This is a genomic window from Caballeronia calidae (assembly GCF_900044055.2).
Classification (GTDB): Bacteria; Pseudomonadota; Gammaproteobacteria; order Burkholderiales; family Burkholderiaceae; genus Caballeronia; species Caballeronia calidae.
The window spans coordinates 218136-234360 of record NZ_FCOX02000006.1 but is presented as its reverse complement, the minus strand read 5'-3'; the positions used below and the strand labels follow the sequence as shown (position 1 = coordinate 234360).

Genomic DNA, 16225 nt, shown 5'->3' with positions numbered 1-16225 from the left:
GGTCCAGTTTTCGCGCATCAGTTTTCGTATTCATACTTCTCTAACGCACGAGGCAGTATTTGGTGCACCGGTCAGTAACATGGTCGTCTGCACGCTATGCTCGTGCTATCCGTGGTCGGTGCTCGGGCTGCCGCCCGTCTGGTACAAGTCGGCGCCGTATCGCTCACGCGCGGTGATCGATCCGCGCGGCGTGCTGAAGGACTTCGGCGTCGAACTGCCGGCGCACGTCGAGTTGCGCGTGTGGGATTCGACCGCCGAGGTCCGCTATCTCGTCGTACCGATGCGTCCCGCCGGCACGGATCAACTCGACGAAGACGCGCTCGCGAATCTCGTCACCCGCGATTCGATGATCGGCACGGGCGTCGCGCTCGCGCCATCGCACGCAGCGGGAGCACCGGCATGAACGCGGCGCACGACATGGGCGGCATGCAGGCGTTCGGTCCCGTCGAAATCGATGCCTGCGACGCGCCGGGCGCATCGCCTTTTCATGCGGACTGGGAGCGGCGCGTGCTCGCCGTCACGCTCGCGATGGGCGCGACGGGCCAATGGAACATCGACACGTCGCGCGCGGCGCGCGAGAGCCTGCCGCCCGCGCAGTATCTCAACAGCACCTATTACGAAATCTGGTTCGAGGGCTTGAAGAAGCTGCTCATCGCGAAAGGGCTGGCGAGCGCGGATGAAATCGCGAGCGGCCATGCGCAATCCGCGGCCAAGCCGAACGTGCGCGTGCTGAAGGCCGCCGACGTGAGCGCGGCGCTGTTGCGCGGCTCGCCGGTCGAGCGTCCGGCGACATCGGCGGCGCGCTTTGCCGTCGGCGATGAAGTCCGCACGAAGCTGATGAATCCGCCGACGCATACGCGTCTGCCGCGCTATTGCCGCGGCAAGCTGGGGCGCATCGTGGCCGTGCGCGGCACGCATGTTTTTCCCGACGAAAACGCGCTCGGTCACGGCGAGCATCCGCACTGGCTCTATACCGTGCGCTTCGATGCCACGGCACTGTGGGGAAAGGACACGACGGCGTCGTCGGTCTGCGTGGATTGCTGGGAACCTTATCTCGATGCGGCGCATGCGTGACATGAATTCGAACGAACCGAAGCTTCACGAACTGCGCGCCGCCTTGCCCGAGTTGCCGTTCGATGACGACGGCCCGGTGTTTCGCGCGCCGTGGCAGGCGCAGGCTTTCGCGATGACGCTCGCGTTGCACGAGCGCGGCGTGTTCACGTGGAAGGAATGGGCGCATGCGTTGAGCGTCGCGATCAAGGACGCGCAGGCCGCGGGCGATCCCGACCACGGCGACACCTACTACGCGCACTGGCTGGACGCGCTGGAGCGTCTGGCCGCGCAGAAGGGCTGCGTGAGCGAAGAGACGCTCGCGCGCCGGCGCATCGAATGGGACGAGGCCGCGCGTGCCACGCCGCATGGCCAGCCGATCGTGCTCGGGCGCACGCATACGCTGCCCGCCGCGACGCTCGATGCGTATTGCGCGGCGATCTATCGTATCGACGGTTGCGATGCCCAGCCGGACATCGACATGAAAATCGGCGTCACGAATGGCGACGTTGCTTCCTTGCTCGCGAGGCACGGCGTCGGGAGCGCGGTGTTCGTCACGGCGTTCAATCCGTTCGGCCATGTGCTCGCGCCCGAGGACAACACGGCGCGGCAGCGCAGGCTGACCGAGCGCGTCGGACAAATGGGACTGCACGCGCTGCGCGGCGAAGGCATCGATCCGATGAACATCTGGGTGGCCGAGGCGAGCCTTTTCGTGCTCGGCGCGACGCCCGATACCGCCGATGCGCTGATGACGGAGTTCGAGCAGAACGCGGTCGTGTATGTCGATCGCGCGGGGCTGCCGGAACTGTTGCCGCATCCGGACTTTCGGTGAAACCATCCAAGAGGAGAAGACGATGCCGCTCGTTCGAATCGATCTGCAAAAGGGCAAGGACGGCGCGTATCGCGCGGCCATCGGCGACGTGGTGTACGACGCGATGCGCGCGACGCTCGACGTGCCCGAGAACGATCGCTTCCAGATCGTCGCGGAGCATGGCGCGACGGATTTCATCATCGACCGCACGTATCTCGGCATCAGCCGCACCGACGATTGCGTCGTGATCCAGGTCACACTCAACGAAGGCCGCGATCTCGCGAAGAAAAGCGCGTTCTACAAGGCCGTCGCCGATGGCCTGCACGAGCGGCTGAAGTTGCGGCGCGAGGACGTGTTCATCAGCCTCGTCGAAGTGAAGAAGGAGAACTGGTCCTTCGGCAACGGCGAGGCGCAATACGCACCCAAATGACCGAAGCAACGATTCCCCTCGACGTTACCCCGATTCCGCTTCCCGCCGCAGCGCCCGATGACGTGCGCGTGTGGCTGGTTCATATCGATCTGACCGCGCCGCTCGACGGCGCGTACTTCGCGGTGATGCACGCGAGCGAGCGCGCGCGGGCGGCGCGCTTTCTGCGTCACGCGGATGCCGCGCGCTTCGCGACCGTGCGTTGCGCGCTGCGCTATATGCTCGCGGCGGAGACGGGCGCCGATGGCGCGAGTCTCGTGCTCGACGCCGGCGAGAAGGGCAGGCCGTTTCTCGCGCATCCGGACGCGCCGGATTTCAACGTATCGCATTCGGGCGCACATGGGTTGATCGCGATATCGCGCGGAAGACGCGTGGGGGCGGATATCGAGGAAGTGCCGCAGGCATTCCGCTGGCGCGAGCTGGCGCCGGCCGTGCTGACGGACGCCGACCGCCGCGCGATCGACGCGCTACCCGGCGATGCCGCCCAGAGCGGCGCGTTCTTCGACTGCTGGACGGCCAAGGAAGCGGTGCTGAAGGCGCACGGCGACGGCATCGGCGGCGGCGCGATTTCGATGAACGGCTTTTCGGTGCTGCCGCGCGACGGCGTTCGCTATGCGGTCACGCAGAGCGCGGGCGCGTTCGATGCAATTTCGCTCGCCGCGCCTTCCGGTTACGCGGCGGCGCTCGCGTGGTCCTTGTGAGGCAATGCAGCGAGACTCACGCCGCCTTGGTGCGAAGCAGATCGCGATGCGTGAGATAGAGCCGCAAGTCGAATTCGATCTGATGGTAGCCCGGCTGCATCAATTCACACAGCCGATAGAACGCCTTGTTGTGATCGCTTTCCTTCAGATGCGCGAGCTCGTGCACGACGATCATCCGAAGAAACTCGGGCGCGGTGTCCCTGAATAGCGAGGCGATGCGGATTTCTTTCTTCGCCTTGAGTTTCGCGCCCTGCACGCGCGAGATCGCGGTGTGCAGGCCGAGCGCGTGACGCAGCACGTCGAGCTTGCTGTCGTAGAAGACCTTGTCGATCGCGGGCGCGACGCGCAGGAACTCCTGCTTCAGGTCTGAGCAATATGCGTAGAGCGCGCGGTCGGACTGGACCGCGTGTCTGTTCGGATAGCGCGCGTCGAGGTACGTGCCCAGTTGTTGCTGGGCGATCAGTCGGCGCACCTTGTCCTGTAGCGTGTTCGGGTAAGCGCTCAGGTATTTCAGGTGTTGCATGACGGCCAGATTCAGATAAATACGTTCAATGCCTGAATGCGCAGGCGGGCGTGGGGCGCATCGGGCGGCGTCCGCAGCGTTAATTGCGCAGCAATCTAGCAATCATTTTAGACAACGCGGCGCCGCCTCGCCGCCGATGTGATCACAAGCGTGTTTCGACCCGCGCAATTCCGTAAGTTTATGTTTCAGCCCGGCCCCCATTGCCGGCGCCGTGCGAACATTGCGCGCTTTCCCGGCAAGGCGACAAGGCAGGCTTCTTCATGGCATCGAGCAAGGCGCATCACGCGACCGGATGGGCCGCGGGCATCATCGCGGCGGCTGTCGTGACGCATCCGGTCACCGCGGCGGGCCCGGACATGCTCTCGGGAGTGCTCGCGCTCTTCGCGGGCGTCGTCGGCGCGACCGCGCCCGACTGGCTCGAAGTCGCGTGGTGGACGCGCGCGCGCAAGCTCTGGATCACGCATCGCACGCTCACGCATTGGGGCGTCGGCTGGGCTGCGCTGCTCGCGCTTTCGTATCATTTTCTCGGGCGCCATCCGGCGGCGCCCATCGCGTTCGGCTTCGCGTGCGGCGGGCTCATGCATCTCTTCGCGGACTGGCCGAATCCGCTCGGCGTGCCGTGGATCGTCGCGCGTCATTCGCTCAATCTGTGGAAGAGCGGGCGTTGCGATCTGATCATCGTGGCGGCTGCGTGGGGTGCGGCGCTTTTCGTTATCGACGATGTCTGGTTTCATCATGTCTATGGCCGCATGCTGCTGAACGCGCTGCGCATCTAGCACGCTACCGGGGAGTCACGTTCTCATGCAATCGAATCACACGCGCCGCCGCTTCGTTCTTTCTCTTGCAGCCCTTCCTGCGATGCTGGCGCTCGACGGCTGCGCGGGCTTCTTCAACCACGATGCGATGCGCGTGAGCGTCGCGGGCATCGAGCCGCTCGAAGGGCAGGGCCTCGAACTGCGTTTCGCGGTGAAGTTGCGCGTGCAGAATCCGAACGACGCGCCGATCGACTTCGACGGCGTCGCGCTCGATCTCGACCTGAACGGCCACGCGTTCGGCAGCGGCGTGAGCGACCAGCGCGGCTCCGTGCCGCGTTTCGGCGAGATCGTGCTGTCCGTGCCGGTGACGGTGTCGGCGTTGTCGATCGCGCGCCAGGCGTTCGGCTTCGCGAGCGGCGATACCGTCACCAAGGTCTCGTATGCGGTGCGCGGCAAGCTCGCGGGCGGCGCGTTCGGCGGCGCGCGCTTTGCCGACACGGGCTACGTCGATCTTCCCGGCACGGGCGCTTCCGGCTTCTAAGGCGCCGGCGCTTCGCGCGGATCGTAGGGCACGACGCGCTCGGCCTCGTTCGCGTCGTTGCGCGCGACCACGGCGCGCGCCGGCTCCGTCGCGCTCAGATTGAACGGCTGATGCGGCACGCCCGGCGGAATGAACAGAAAGTCGCCCGGCTCGCTCACGACCGATTCCGTCAGTCCCGGCCCATAGCGCGTTTCGACGCGCCCTTCCAGCACGTAGAGGCCGGTCTCATAGCCGACGTGAACATGCGGCTCGCCGTGTCCGCCGGGCGGCACGACAACGAGATGCATCGACAGGCCGCGCGCGCCCGCGGTCGCCGCCGACAGCCCGATGAAATAAGGCAGACGCTGAACCGTCGCGATCTCCGCTTTCGGCCGCACGGCGACCACCGTCTGTTGCGCTGTCTCTTTCGACGTGTCCTGCATGGCGGTTCCTCCATCGGATCGATGCGCCGTTTTTCGACGATAGCCCAAAGCCGATGTCGCGCAAAGGTCACGCGGCGCGGCTACCGTACGGGAACGCGCGGTGCACTTTCGTTGTGCAAGCGCACATGAGCGGCGCGCGGCTAAATGCCCGGCCCGGCGCATAATCTCCGGTGAACGCGAAGAGCGGGCGGCAACGGCATCGCAACCGAAAGCCTCGGGAGGACACCATGCTGGTCAAGAACGAAGCGCGGGTAGAACAGCTCATCAACGATCTTCTGGAGTTCGCGCGGGGGCGATTGCCGGAACCCGCGTTCAAGGTGATCGAGCCGCTTCTTCGCTATTACTACGAGCAGGTCGACGTCGAGGACATCGCGAGCCGCGACGTCGCCGATCTCTACGGCGCCGCGATGGCGCACTGGCAGACGGCGCAGAAGTTCGTGCGCGGGCGCGAGGTGCTGCGCGTCTACAACCCGAATCTGGAGCAGCACGGCTGGCACTCGGATCACACGGTCGTCGAAATCGTCAACGACGACATGCCGTTTCTCGTCGATTCCGTGACGATGGAGCTCAACCGGCTCGGCCTCGCGCTGCATTCGGCGATCCATCCGGTGTTTCGCGTGTGGCGTGCCGGCAAGGGCGCGCATTCGGGCGAGATCGAGCGCATCGGGCAGGGACACAGCGAAGCGGGCGACACCCATTCCGAGCTCGAATCGTTCATCCATTTCCAAGTGGACCGTTGCAGCGACGCCGAGCGTCTCGAAGAAGTGCGCGACAACATCGCGCGCGTGCTCGGCGATGTGCGCGCGGCGGTCGAGGACTGGCCGAAGATCACCGAGGCCGCGCGCATCTCGATCGGCGATCTGAAGACGCGCGACACGACGCCCGATGGCATCGAGTCCCGCGCGTTCCTCGAATGGATGGTCGCGGATCATTTCACCTTCCTCGGCTGCCGCGATTACGACCTCGTCGAGCACGAAGGCGGCTTTGCGTTGCGCGGGGTGCCGGGCTCGGGCATGGGCATTCTGCGCGAGACCTTGCGCGCCCCCGCCGCGGGCGACGTGACGCCGCTGCCGCCGGGCGCGGCCGCGATCATCGAGGGCGCGGCGCCCATCTTTCTGACGAAGGCCAATTCGCGCGCGACGGTGCATCGGCCGGGCTATCTCGACTACGTGGGCGTGAAGCGCACGTCGCCCGATGGCAAGGTGACCGGCGAGCGGCGCTTTCTCGGGCTCTACACGTCGACGGCGTATCTCGTGCCGACCTCCGAGATTCCGATCGTGCGGCGCAAGTGCGCGAACATCGTGCGGCGCGCGGGCTTTCTCGAGAAGGGGCATCTGGCGAAGTCGCTCATCTCGGTGCTGGAGCAGTATCCGCGCGACGAGCTGTTTCAGGCCGATGAAGACGTGCTCTTCGATATCGCGATCGGCGTGCTGCGTCTGCAGGAACATCAGCGCACGCGCCTGTTCGTGCGGCGCGACCGTTTCGACCGCTTCGTGTCGTGCCTCGTCTTCGTGCCGCGCGACAAGTTCAATACCGATCTGCGCCGCCGCATCAGCCGTGTGCTGATGGAGGCGTTCAACGGCAAGAGCATCGAGTTCACGCCGCTTTTGTCCGAATCGCCGCTCGCGCGCATTCATATCGTCGTGCGTGCCGACCGGGGCGCGATGCCCGAAGTCGATACGCGCGAGCTCGAAACGCGCATCGTGCAGGTCGCGCGGCGCTGGCAGGACGATCTCGCCGATGCGCTGATCGACAGTCACGGCGAGGAAGCGGGCAATCGCCTGTTGCAGCGTTATGCCGATTCCTTCCCGGCGGGTTATCGCGAAGATTATCCGGCGCGCACGGCGGTGCGCGACATCGAGTTGATCGAGGCGACGCATACGCAACCCGGCGGCCTCTCGATGAGTCTCTACAGGCCGATCGAAGCGGGGCGGCGCGCGTTCCGCTTCAAGGTGTATCGCGCCGGCGATCCGATCGCGCTGTCGCACAGCTTGCCGATGCTCGAACATCTCGGCGTGCGCGTCGATGAAGAGCGTCCGTATCTGATCGAGCCGACCGGCGCGCCGAACGCGTGGATCCACGATTTCGGCCTCGAATTGCAGGACGATGTCGAGTTCGATATCGATCGCGTGAAGCCGCTCTTCGAGAACGCGTTCGCGGCCGTATGGTCGGGCGAGATCGAGAACGACGACTACAACCGTCTCGTGCTGCGCGCACAGTTCGGCGCGCGCGACGTGACGATCATGCGCGCGTACGCGAAGTATCTGCGACAAGTCGGCTCGACCTTCAGCGATGCGTATATCGAGCGCGCGCTGATCGGCAATCCGCTGATCGCGAAGAAGCTGCTGCAGCTCTTCATGGTGCGTTTCGATCCGGCGCGCGGCGGCTCGATGGAAGATCGCGACACGGCGGCGGAGCGCGTGCTCGCCGATATCGAAGGCGCGCTCGATCAGGTGCCGAACCTCGATGAAGACCGCATTCTGCGGCAGTTCCTCGGCGTCATCACGGCGACGGTGCGCACCAATCACTTTCATCGCGATGCGAGCGGCCAGCCGCGTCCGTATGTGTCGTTCAAGCTGGACCCGTCGAAGGTGCCGGGCCTGCCCGAGCCCAAGCCGATGTTCGAGATCTGGGTCTATGCGCCGCGCGTCGAAGGCGTGCATTTGCGCGGCGGGCGCGTCGCGCGCGGCGGGCTGCGCTGGTCGGACAGGCGCGAAGATTTCCGCACCGAAGTGCTCGGCCTCATGAAAGCGCAGATGGTGAAGAACACGGTGATCGTGCCGGTGGGATCGAAGGGCGGCTTCGTCGTGAAGAATCCGCCACCGGTGACGGATCGCGAGGCGTTTCTCACCGAAGGCGTCGCGTGCTATCAGATGTTCCTGCGCGGCCTGCTCGATGTGACCGACAACCGCACGCCCGACGGCATCGTGCCGCCGCCCGATGTCGTGCGCCATGATCCCGACGATCCGTATCTCGTCGTCGCGGCGGACAAGGGCACCGCGACGTTCTCCGATTACGCGAATGCCATTGCGCACGAATACGGCTTCTGGCTCGACGACGCGTTCGCGTCCGGCGGCTCGGTCGGTTACGACCACAAGAAGATGGGCATCACCGCGCGCGGCGCGTGGGAATCGGTGAAGCGTCATTTCCGCGAGATGAACTTCGATACGCAGACGACCGACTTCACGGTCGTCGGCGTCGGCGACATGTCCGGCGACGTGTTCGGCAACGGCATGCTGCTGTCGCGTCATATCAAACTGATCGCGGCGTTCGATCATCGGCATGTGTTTCTCGATCCGTCGCCGGATACCGAGAAGAGCTTCGAGGAACGTGCGCGGCTCTTCGCGCTGCCGCGCTCCAGTTGGGCCGACTACGATGCCGCGCTCATCTCCACAGGGGGCGGCGTCTATCCGCGCACGGCGAAGTCGATTCCGATCTCGCCGCAGGTGCAGGCCGCGCTCGGCATCGGCACGGCGACGCTCGCGCCGAACGAGCTCATTCGCGCGATCCTGCTCGCCGAAGCGGACTTGCTCTACAACGGCGGCGTGGGCACGTATGTGAAATCGAGCGCGGAGACGCATCAGCAGGTCGGCGACCGCACCAACGACGGCGAGCGCGTGAACGGCGCGGAACTGCGCGTGAAGGTCGTCGCGGAAGGCGGCAATCTGGGCTTCACGCAACTGGGGCGCATCGAGTTCGCGCAGCACGGCGGGCGCATCAACACGGATGCGATCGATAACTCCGCGGGCGTCGACTGCTCCGATCACGAGGTCAACATCAAGATTCTGCTCGGCCTCGTCGTCGCGGATGGCGAGATGACCGAGAAGCAACGCAACGCGCTGCTGGCCGAGATGACCGATGAAGTCGGCCTGCTCGTGCTGAAGGACAACTACGCGCAGACGCAGGCGCTCTCCATCGCGAAGCGTCACGAAGCGGAGACGCTCGATGCCGAGGCGCGCATGATGCGCTTTCTCGAGCGCGCCGGGCGTCTGAAGCGCAGGATCGAGTTCCTGCCGTCCGATGATGAAATCACCGAGCGCGCCGCGGTGAAGTCCGGGCTCACGTCGCCGGAGCGCGCGGTGCTGCTCGCGTACGGCAAGATGTGGCTCTACGACGAGCTGCTCGACTCCGACGTGCCGGAAGACGCGCTCGTCGCCGACATGCTGCCCGAGTATTTCCCGAAGCCTTTGCAACAGCGCTACAGCGATACGATGCAGCGCCATCCGCTGAAGCGTGAAATCCTCGCGACGCATCTGACGAATGCGCTCGTGAATCGCGTGGGCTGCACGTTCGTGCATCGGCTGATGGAAGAGACCGATGCGCGCCCGAGCGATATCGTGCGTGCGGCGCTGATGGCGCGCGATGTCTTCGATCTCGACGATCTGTGGCACAGCATCGACGCGCTCGACAATATCGTCGCCGATGAAGCGCAGGCGCGCATGTTCGTCGATGTCGTGCGGCTGCTCGACGACACATCGCTCTGGTTCCTGCGTCATCTGAAGCACAACGGGTCCGGCCTGCACGAGGCGAAGGGCTTGCTCGCGCGTTGCCGCGAGGCGGCGCAACGGCTCGCGCCGCAACTGCCGGCGCTGCTGCCCGCGACGCAGCTCGACGCGTGGTACGGGCGCCGGCGCGAGCTGGAGGACTCGGGCGTCGAAAGCAGTCTCGCGGCGCGCGTCGCGAGCGGCGAGATCGCGACCGCCGTGCTCGACAGCGCGGAAGTGGCGGCGTGCTCGGAGCGCAGTCTGGAACTCGTCGCGAGCGTGTACTTCGGCATCGGCACGCTGCTCGATTATCGCGGCATCGCCGAGCGGGCGATGGCGCTGCCGATCGTGACGCACTGGGATCTGCTCGCACGCGCCGCGGCGATGGAGGAGCTTGCGCGGCTGAAGCGCGCGCTGACGATCAGCGCGCTCGAACAGTCGCGCGGCATCGATGCACCCGATGTGATCGTCGAAAGCTGGCGCGCGAAGCGGGAGGCGGCGATCGATCGCTATACGCGGCTGCTGGCGGAACTGCGGGCAAGCGGCGGGGCGAGCCTGTCGATGTTGCTCGTGGTCGTGCGCGAGATGGCGGTGCTGGAGCGGGCGTGAGCGGCTTTGCATCGACGGAATTCGACGGTGACGGCGCGGACTGATCCTCCGCCGTCGCCGATCGGATTTTAGGAATTCTCTTTCCTCTCCAGCTTGAAAATTGCCAAATAATCGTCGGTTTCCAAAATCACCGTCATACGGCAGGTGATTCTGAAGTTCGACGGTAAAGGCAATCAATGAAATTCACAAAAAGCCATATGGCCATCGTCATCGCCTCTGTTGCAGCGATGTTGAGCGGATGCGCGACCGAAGCCTCGCGCGCGCTGGCGGTACCGGAAGTCGCGAGCGCCCAGAAGCCCTTCGCGGGCAAATCCGTGCCGGTCGCGATCGGCAAGTTCGACAATCACTCGAGCTATATGCGGGGCGTGTTTTCGGATGGCGTCGATCGTCTCGGCAGCCAGGCGAAGACCATTCTCATCACCGACTTGCAGCAGAGCCGGCGCTTTGCCGTGCTGGATCGGGACAACCTGAGCGAAACGAAACAGGAAGCCGGCTTTTCCAACAAGGCGCAGGCCATCCGGGGCGCGAATTACGTCATTACGGGCGACGTCACGGAGTTCGGCCGCAAAGAGGTCGGCGACCGTGAGCTGTTCGGTATTCTCGGGCGCGGAAAGACGCAGGTGGCCTACGCGAAGGTCAGTCTGAATATCGTCGATACGACCACGTCCGAGGTGGTGACATCGAGCCAGGGTGCCGGCGAGTACAGCCTGTCGAGCCGCGAAGTGATCGGCTTCGGCGGCACTTCGAGCTATGACTCCACGCTCAACGGCAAGGTGCTCGACCTGGCCATCAGCGAAGCGGTCAATCACCTGGCCGAAAAGGTCGACGCGGGCGCGCTGCAAGTCGCACGCTAATTCACTCACTCTCATCCGAAGAACATGATCACGAAGAATTTCCGGCTGGCCAGCCTCGCGCTGCCGGTCGCGGTGGCGTGCGCGCTGCTCACGGGCTGTGCCACCAAGACCCCGTCGCTCTATCAATGGGACGGCTATCAGCCTCAGGTCTACGAGTATTTCAAGGCACAAAAGGGTGCGGAAGATCAGATCGCTGCACTCGAGACGGCGCGCGAGAAGATCACCGCGAAGAACGGAGCGTTGCCGCCCGGATTCCGGGCTCATCTGGGCACGTTGTACGCAAGCGTCGGCAAGGGCGCCGAGGCGCGTCAGCAATTGACGGAAGAGAAGGCGCAATTCCCCGAATCTTCCGCCTTTATGGATTTCCTGTTGAGCAAACTTCAATAAGCACCGACCATGACCTTCAATATTTCCCGCAAACTCCTCGCGGTGCTGTCGATCGTCGTGGCCCTGACGGCATGCGCTTCGCGTTCGCCGACCCAGACCGACCACACCGCATTTCGCAACAGCAAGCCGAGCTCGATTCTCGTTCTCCCGCCGATCAACGACACGAACGAAGTCGACGCAACCTACGGCATGCTGTCCCAGATGACGATGCCGCTCGCCGAAGGCGGCTACTACGTCGTGCCGGTCGCCGAGATGGAGGAGACCTTCAGGCATAACGGCTTGACGACGCCCAACGACATCCAGGGCGTCGCGCCCGACAAGCTGCGCAGCATCTTCGGCGCGGACGCCGCGTTGTACACGAAGATCACGAAGTACGGCTCGTCGTATCGGGTCCTCGCGACTACGACCGAGGTCGCGGCGGAAGCCAGGCTGGTCGATCTGCGCTCGGGCGAGACACTGTGGAAGGGTTCGGCAAAGGCGAACGGTAGCGAGACCGGCAACGATTTCACCGTGGGCGGAGGACTCGTCACGGCGCTCGTGCAAACGGCGGTCAAGCACGCCGTCAATGTCACCACCGACAAGTCGTGGGCCGTCGCGGGACTGACCAGTGCACGTTTGCTGGCGACGGGCGGATCGAACGGTCTGTTGTATGGTCCGCGCTCGCCGAACTACGGCAAGGACTGATCGATACAGATCGCACGAAGCATCAGCGCGCCGGCTCCCCGGCGCGTTTTTTTTTTGCGTTTCTTAAGCGGAAGTTTCCTTAATTGATCTGGATTAAATAAGGAATACATATAAAGCGAATGAAACGCTGCATGCGCTAATCCATCGCATCGGCAACTTTGTCCGATACATGCTAGATCACATGCACGATTTCACTGGTCAGCCCCTTTACATCCCGTAAACCGAGGCATTAAATCAGTGAGCGGACCGATGCGTCCGTTGTCGCAATTCTTCCCGCCCCCGCGGTCTCCCAGGTGTGCATCCGATCGACACGCCACGCGTGATCCGATGGCGGGTTCCGTGCGCTTTCGCCGTACCAGCTGGCAGGGTCGGGCACGTCGCGGCGCTTTATCTAGCAGCGAGGTCTCACAATGATCAACATCTCAGGCGAAGCGATCGATACCCTCAAGGCGTCGGTGAGAGGCAAGGTCATCTCACCGTCGGATGCCGACTACGACGAAGCACGCAAGGTCTGGAACGCGACCATCGACCGGCGCCCCGCGCTGATCGTGCGTTGCGCGGGCACCGCCGACGTGATGGGCGCGCTCGCGTTCGCGCGCGCCAACAGCCTTCTGGTCTCGATTCGCGGCGGGTCCCACAACATCGCGGGCAGCGCGGTCAGCGACGACGCATTGATGATCGATCTCTCCGCGCTGAAATCCGTGCGGATCGATCCGGAAGCGAAGCGCGCCTATGTCGAGCCCGGCGCGCTGCTCTCCGACTTCGATCACGAAGCGCAGGCGTTCGGACTCGCGACGCCGCTCGGCATCAACTCGACGACGGGTGTCGCGGGCCTCACGCTCGGCGGCGGCTTCGGCTGGATCAGCCGCAAGTTCGGCGTGACGGTCGACAACCTCATCGCGGCGCAGATCGTCACGGCGGATGGCAAATTGCGGCGCGTGAGCGCGGACAGCGAGCCGGATCTCTTCTGGGCGCTGCGCGGCGGCGGCGGCAATTTCGGCGTCGTCACGCTCTTCGAATATCAATTGCACGAAGTCGGGCCGCAAATCTATGGCGGACTCGTCGTGTATCCGCTCGAACAGGCGGAGACGGTGCTGCCGAAGTACCGCGAGTTCGTCGCGCAAAGCCCCGACGAGCTGACCGTGTGGGCCGTGCTGCGTCTCGCGCCGCCGTTGCCGTTCCTGCCCGCCGATGTGCACGGCAAGCCGGTCGTCGTGCTCGCGAGCTGCTATATCGGTCCGGTCGAGAACGGCGAAAGGGCGCTGGCGCCGGTGCGCGCGTTCGGCACGCCCTACGGCGAGCATCTCGGGCCGATGCCCTTCGCCGCATGGCAAAAGGCCTTCGATCCGCTGCTCACGCCGGGCGAGCGCAACTACTGGAAGTCGCATAACTTCGCCACGCTGAACGACGAAACGTTCGATATCCTGACGAATGCGGTGAAGTCGCTTCCATCGACGCAATGCGAGGTCTTCATCGGCGCGATGGGCGGGCAGACGAACCGCGTGCCCGTCGATGCGACGGCTTACGCGAATCGCGATTCCATCTATACGATCAACATTCACGGCCGCTGGAGCGATGCCGCCGACGACGAGCAGTGCACGAAGTGGGCGCGCGACATGTTCGCCGCGATGACGCCGCATGCGCTCGGCAGCGTCTACGTGAACTTCATGACAGGCGAGGAAGGCGATCGGGTGAGGGCGGCGTATGGCCCGAACTACGAGCGGCTCGCCGAAGTGAAGCGGCGTTACGATCCGGACAACCTGTTCCGCAGCAATCAGAACATCATGCCCGCGGCGTGACGCGCGGCGCGCCGCTTCTCTCGCGGAAGCGGCGCGTCGGCAAGAGTGGATTCAAGGCCGGTCGAGATGACGGCGAATATCGCGCGTGTCCATGTTCGACACGTCGTTGCTGACTTCCTCGTAGACGAGCTTGCGCGTTTCGCTGCTCAGATGATCGCGCAGCAGGCCGAGAAACTTCGGCTCGACCGCGAGGCGCAAGCGATCGAATCGTTGATGCAGGCGACTCCTTTCGAGAAACTCGGCGACGGTTCTCGCGAACTTCTCGCGCTCCTTGTCCGCCGATTCCGCCGTGCGCGGCGCCGGATTCCTGAGGTCCTCGACCTGCCGCAAATCGAGCTTCAATCCTTCCGTCTCGAAGATTCGCGCGCGGCTGCCGTCGGCGGCAAGAACCCAGGTGATGGCGGTCATGGTGCTCCTCCTGTTCGCCAGCCCAAGCGGGCTCCCGCCATTGTGCGCCTAATCTCGCGGTCACGGCTTCGTTCTAGCGCGCCATTCGCTTTCGCGCCGCAGCATGGCGCGCGCGATCATGTCAAAGCAGTGTTCAGGGCAGCATCGATCCACTCGCCGCAAAGCGCGTGTGAAACGAAAACGCCTGATCCAGACGATGCGGCGTGTGTCCGCCGAGTGCTGCTGCATCGCGGTAATAGTCGCGCAGCAAATCGCGATACATCGGATGCGCGCAGTTCTGGATCACGTTCATCGCGCGTTCGCGCGGCGCGAGGCCAGTGAGATTGGCGAGCCCGCGCTCGGTCACGACGATATCCACATCGTGCTCGTTGTGATCGCAATGCGGGACCATCGGCACGATGCTGGAAATGCGTCCTTCCTTCGCGATCGATTTCGTCGCGAAGATCGCATAGGCCGCGTTGCGCGCGAAATCGCCCGAGCCGCCGATGCCGTTCATCATGTGCGTGCCGCCGACATGTGTCGAGTTCACGTTGCCGTAGATATCCGCCTCGAGCGCCGTGTTGATCGCGACGAGACCGAGGCGGCGAATCACTTCCGGATGGTTGCTCACTTCCTGCGGCCGCAATACGAGCCGCTCGCGATAGCGGTCGATCTCGCCGAACACCTGCGCCTGCCGCTCCGCGGACAACGTGATCGATGCGCCCGATGCGAACGTCGCCTTGCCGGAATCGAGCAGATCGAAGGTCGAGTCCTGCAGCACTTCGGAATAGATCGTCAGCGCTTCGAACGGCGACGCCGCGAAGCCCGACAGCACCGCATTGGCGATCGTGCCGATGCCCGCCTGCAGCGGCGGCAACTGCTTCGGCAAGCGTCCGCGCGACACTTCGTGCTGAAAGAACTCGATCAGATGCCCCGCGATGAGCGCGGTGTCCCGATCGGCGGGCAACACGGTGGATGCGCTGTCCGGCTTGTCGGTGATGACGATCGCGGCGATCTTCTCGATGGGAATCTCGATGGCCCTCTCGCCGATCCTGTCATGCGCGCGCACGATCGGAAGCGGCTCGCGCTGCGGCCGGCGCTCGGGAATCCAGATGTCGTGCAGCCCTTCGAGCGCGGCAGGTTGCGCGAGATTGATCTCGACGATCACGCGCTCGGCAAGGATCGCGAAGCTCGCCGAATTGCCGACCGACGTTGTCGGCACGATGCCGCCCGTCTCCGTGATCGCGGCGGCTTCGACGATCGCGACATCGAGTTTGCCGAGCCGGTTCGCGCGCAGGAACTCGACCGTCTCCGACAGATGCTGATCGACGAACATCACCTCGCCGCGATTGATCGCTTTACGCAAGGTCGTATCGACCTGAAAGGGCAGGCGGCGCGCGAGCACGCCCGCTTCGGTCAGGATGCGGTCGGCATCATGTCCGAGCGATGCGCCCGTCATCAGCGTGATGCGCAACGGCTCGCTCTCCTCGCGGGCGCGGCGCGCGATTTCGAGCGGCACGGCCTTCGCGTCGCCCGCGCGCGTGAAGCCGCTCGCGCCGACGATCATGCCGTCGCGCACGAGCCGCGCCGCGTCGGCGGCCGAGGTGACTTTCCCGCGCAAGGCGGCACAGCGAATACGATCTTCGTACATTGACATCTCCACGAACGCTTTCAGGCTCAATCGGGCGGGCGATTATAGGCAGCACGCGCGCCTTCGAAGCCGCGGCATTGCAAGACATTGTTCCAATGCCGTGCAACGTTGCGCTTCATCTAATTCCATGCGGGTTTCAT

Annotated in this window: 16 protein-coding genes; 12 read left to right on the top strand and 4 right to left on the bottom strand. The window is 64.6% G+C overall.

Features of this window, described 5'->3' with window-relative positions:
* The 5 genes from AWB78_RS09115 to AWB78_RS09095 form a co-directional block, all read left to right on the top strand.
* Positions 1-403, top strand: a 403-nt coding sequence (locus AWB78_RS09115) for a nitrile hydratase subunit alpha (RefSeq protein WP_232477650.1), incomplete at its 5' end; no start/stop codon positions are given.
* The gene (gene nthB, locus AWB78_RS09110; protein ID WP_062604225.1) at positions 400-1074 is read left to right on the top strand and encodes a nitrile hydratase subunit beta; all 675 of its coding nucleotides are present in this window, start codon (positions 400-402) and stop codon (positions 1072-1074) included. The genes AWB78_RS09115 and nthB, both read left to right, overlap by 4 nt.
* A 1-nt stretch (position 1075) precedes the next feature.
* Positions 1076-1882, top strand: a complete 807-nt coding sequence (locus AWB78_RS09105) for a nitrile hydratase accessory protein (protein WP_062604251.1) — start codon at positions 1076-1078, stop codon at positions 1880-1882.
* A 22-nt stretch (positions 1883-1904) separates the two neighbouring features.
* Positions 1905-2291, top strand: a complete 387-nt coding sequence (locus AWB78_RS09100; protein ID WP_062604224.1) for a tautomerase family protein — start codon at positions 1905-1907, stop codon at positions 2289-2291.
* Positions 2288-2989 (top strand): 4'-phosphopantetheinyl transferase family protein, encoded by a 702-nt coding sequence (locus tag AWB78_RS09095; RefSeq protein WP_062604223.1) that lies wholly within the window; start codon positions 2288-2290, stop codon positions 2987-2989. Before AWB78_RS09100 ends, AWB78_RS09095 begins: the two co-directional genes overlap by 4 nt.
* 16 nt (positions 2990-3005) lie before the next feature.
* Here AWB78_RS09095 and AWB78_RS09090 read toward each other — a convergent pair whose 3' ends face one another.
* Complete coding sequence (locus AWB78_RS09090) at positions 3006-3512, bottom strand: M48 metallopeptidase family protein (RefSeq protein ID WP_062604222.1); 507 nt, start codon at positions 3510-3512, stop codon at positions 3006-3008.
* Positions 3513-3772: 260 nt separating this feature from the next.
* On the opposite strand from AWB78_RS09090, the gene AWB78_RS09085 reads away from it, so the two are divergent.
* Both AWB78_RS09085 and AWB78_RS09080 read left to right on the top strand, forming a co-directional pair.
* Positions 3773-4288 (top strand): metal-dependent hydrolase, encoded by a 516-nt coding sequence (locus AWB78_RS09085; protein WP_062604221.1) that lies wholly within the window; start codon positions 3773-3775, stop codon positions 4286-4288.
* Between the two features lie 25 nt (positions 4289-4313).
* Complete coding sequence (locus AWB78_RS09080; RefSeq protein WP_062604220.1) at positions 4314-4808, top strand: LEA/WHy family protein; 495 nt, start codon at positions 4314-4316, stop codon at positions 4806-4808.
* Here AWB78_RS09080 and AWB78_RS09075 read toward each other — a convergent pair.
* The gene (locus AWB78_RS09075) at positions 4805-5230 is read right to left on the bottom strand and encodes a cupin domain-containing protein (RefSeq protein WP_062604219.1); all 426 of its coding nucleotides are present in this window, start codon (positions 5228-5230) and stop codon (positions 4805-4807) included. The two genes, AWB78_RS09080 and AWB78_RS09075, sit on opposite strands and share 4 nt — an antisense overlap.
* Positions 5231-5457: 227 nt before the next feature.
* Between AWB78_RS09075 and AWB78_RS09070 the strand changes: the two genes are divergently transcribed.
* The 5 genes from AWB78_RS09070 to AWB78_RS09050 all read left to right on the top strand — a co-directional run bounded on the left by AWB78_RS09070 (position 5458) and on the right by AWB78_RS09050 (position 14047).
* Positions 5458-10323 (top strand): NAD-glutamate dehydrogenase, encoded by a 4866-nt coding sequence (locus tag AWB78_RS09070; RefSeq protein WP_062604218.1) that lies wholly within the window; start codon positions 5458-5460, stop codon positions 10321-10323.
* Between the two features lie 176 nt (positions 10324-10499).
* Complete coding sequence (locus AWB78_RS09065) at positions 10500-11177, top strand: CsgG/HfaB family protein (protein ID WP_062604217.1); 678 nt, start codon at positions 10500-10502, stop codon at positions 11175-11177.
* A gap of 27 nt (positions 11178-11204) precedes the next feature.
* Positions 11205-11564, top strand: a complete 360-nt coding sequence (locus AWB78_RS09060) for a DUF4810 domain-containing protein (RefSeq protein ID WP_082883270.1) — start codon at positions 11205-11207, stop codon at positions 11562-11564.
* Between the two features lie 9 nt (positions 11565-11573).
* The gene (locus tag AWB78_RS09055; RefSeq protein ID WP_062604215.1) at positions 11574-12248 is read left to right on the top strand and encodes a DUF799 domain-containing protein; all 675 of its coding nucleotides are present in this window, start codon (positions 11574-11576) and stop codon (positions 12246-12248) included.
* Positions 12249-12658: 410 nt separating this feature from the next.
* Positions 12659-14047, top strand: a complete 1389-nt coding sequence (locus tag AWB78_RS09050) for an FAD-binding oxidoreductase (protein WP_062604214.1) — start codon at positions 12659-12661, stop codon at positions 14045-14047.
* Between the two features lie 51 nt (positions 14048-14098).
* Here AWB78_RS09050 and AWB78_RS09045 read toward each other — a convergent pair whose 3' ends face one another.
* Both AWB78_RS09045 and scpC read right to left on the bottom strand, forming a co-directional pair.
* On the bottom strand, positions 14099-14455 hold the full coding sequence (locus tag AWB78_RS09045) for a host attachment protein (RefSeq protein WP_062604213.1): 357 nt from the start codon (positions 14453-14455) through the stop codon (positions 14099-14101).
* Positions 14456-14588: 133 nt separating this feature from the next.
* On the bottom strand, positions 14589-16085 hold the full coding sequence (gene scpC, locus AWB78_RS09040; protein WP_062604250.1) for a succinyl-CoA:acetate CoA-transferase ScpC: 1497 nt from the start codon (positions 16083-16085) through the stop codon (positions 14589-14591).
* Between the last annotated feature and the right edge of the window lie 140 nt (positions 16086-16225).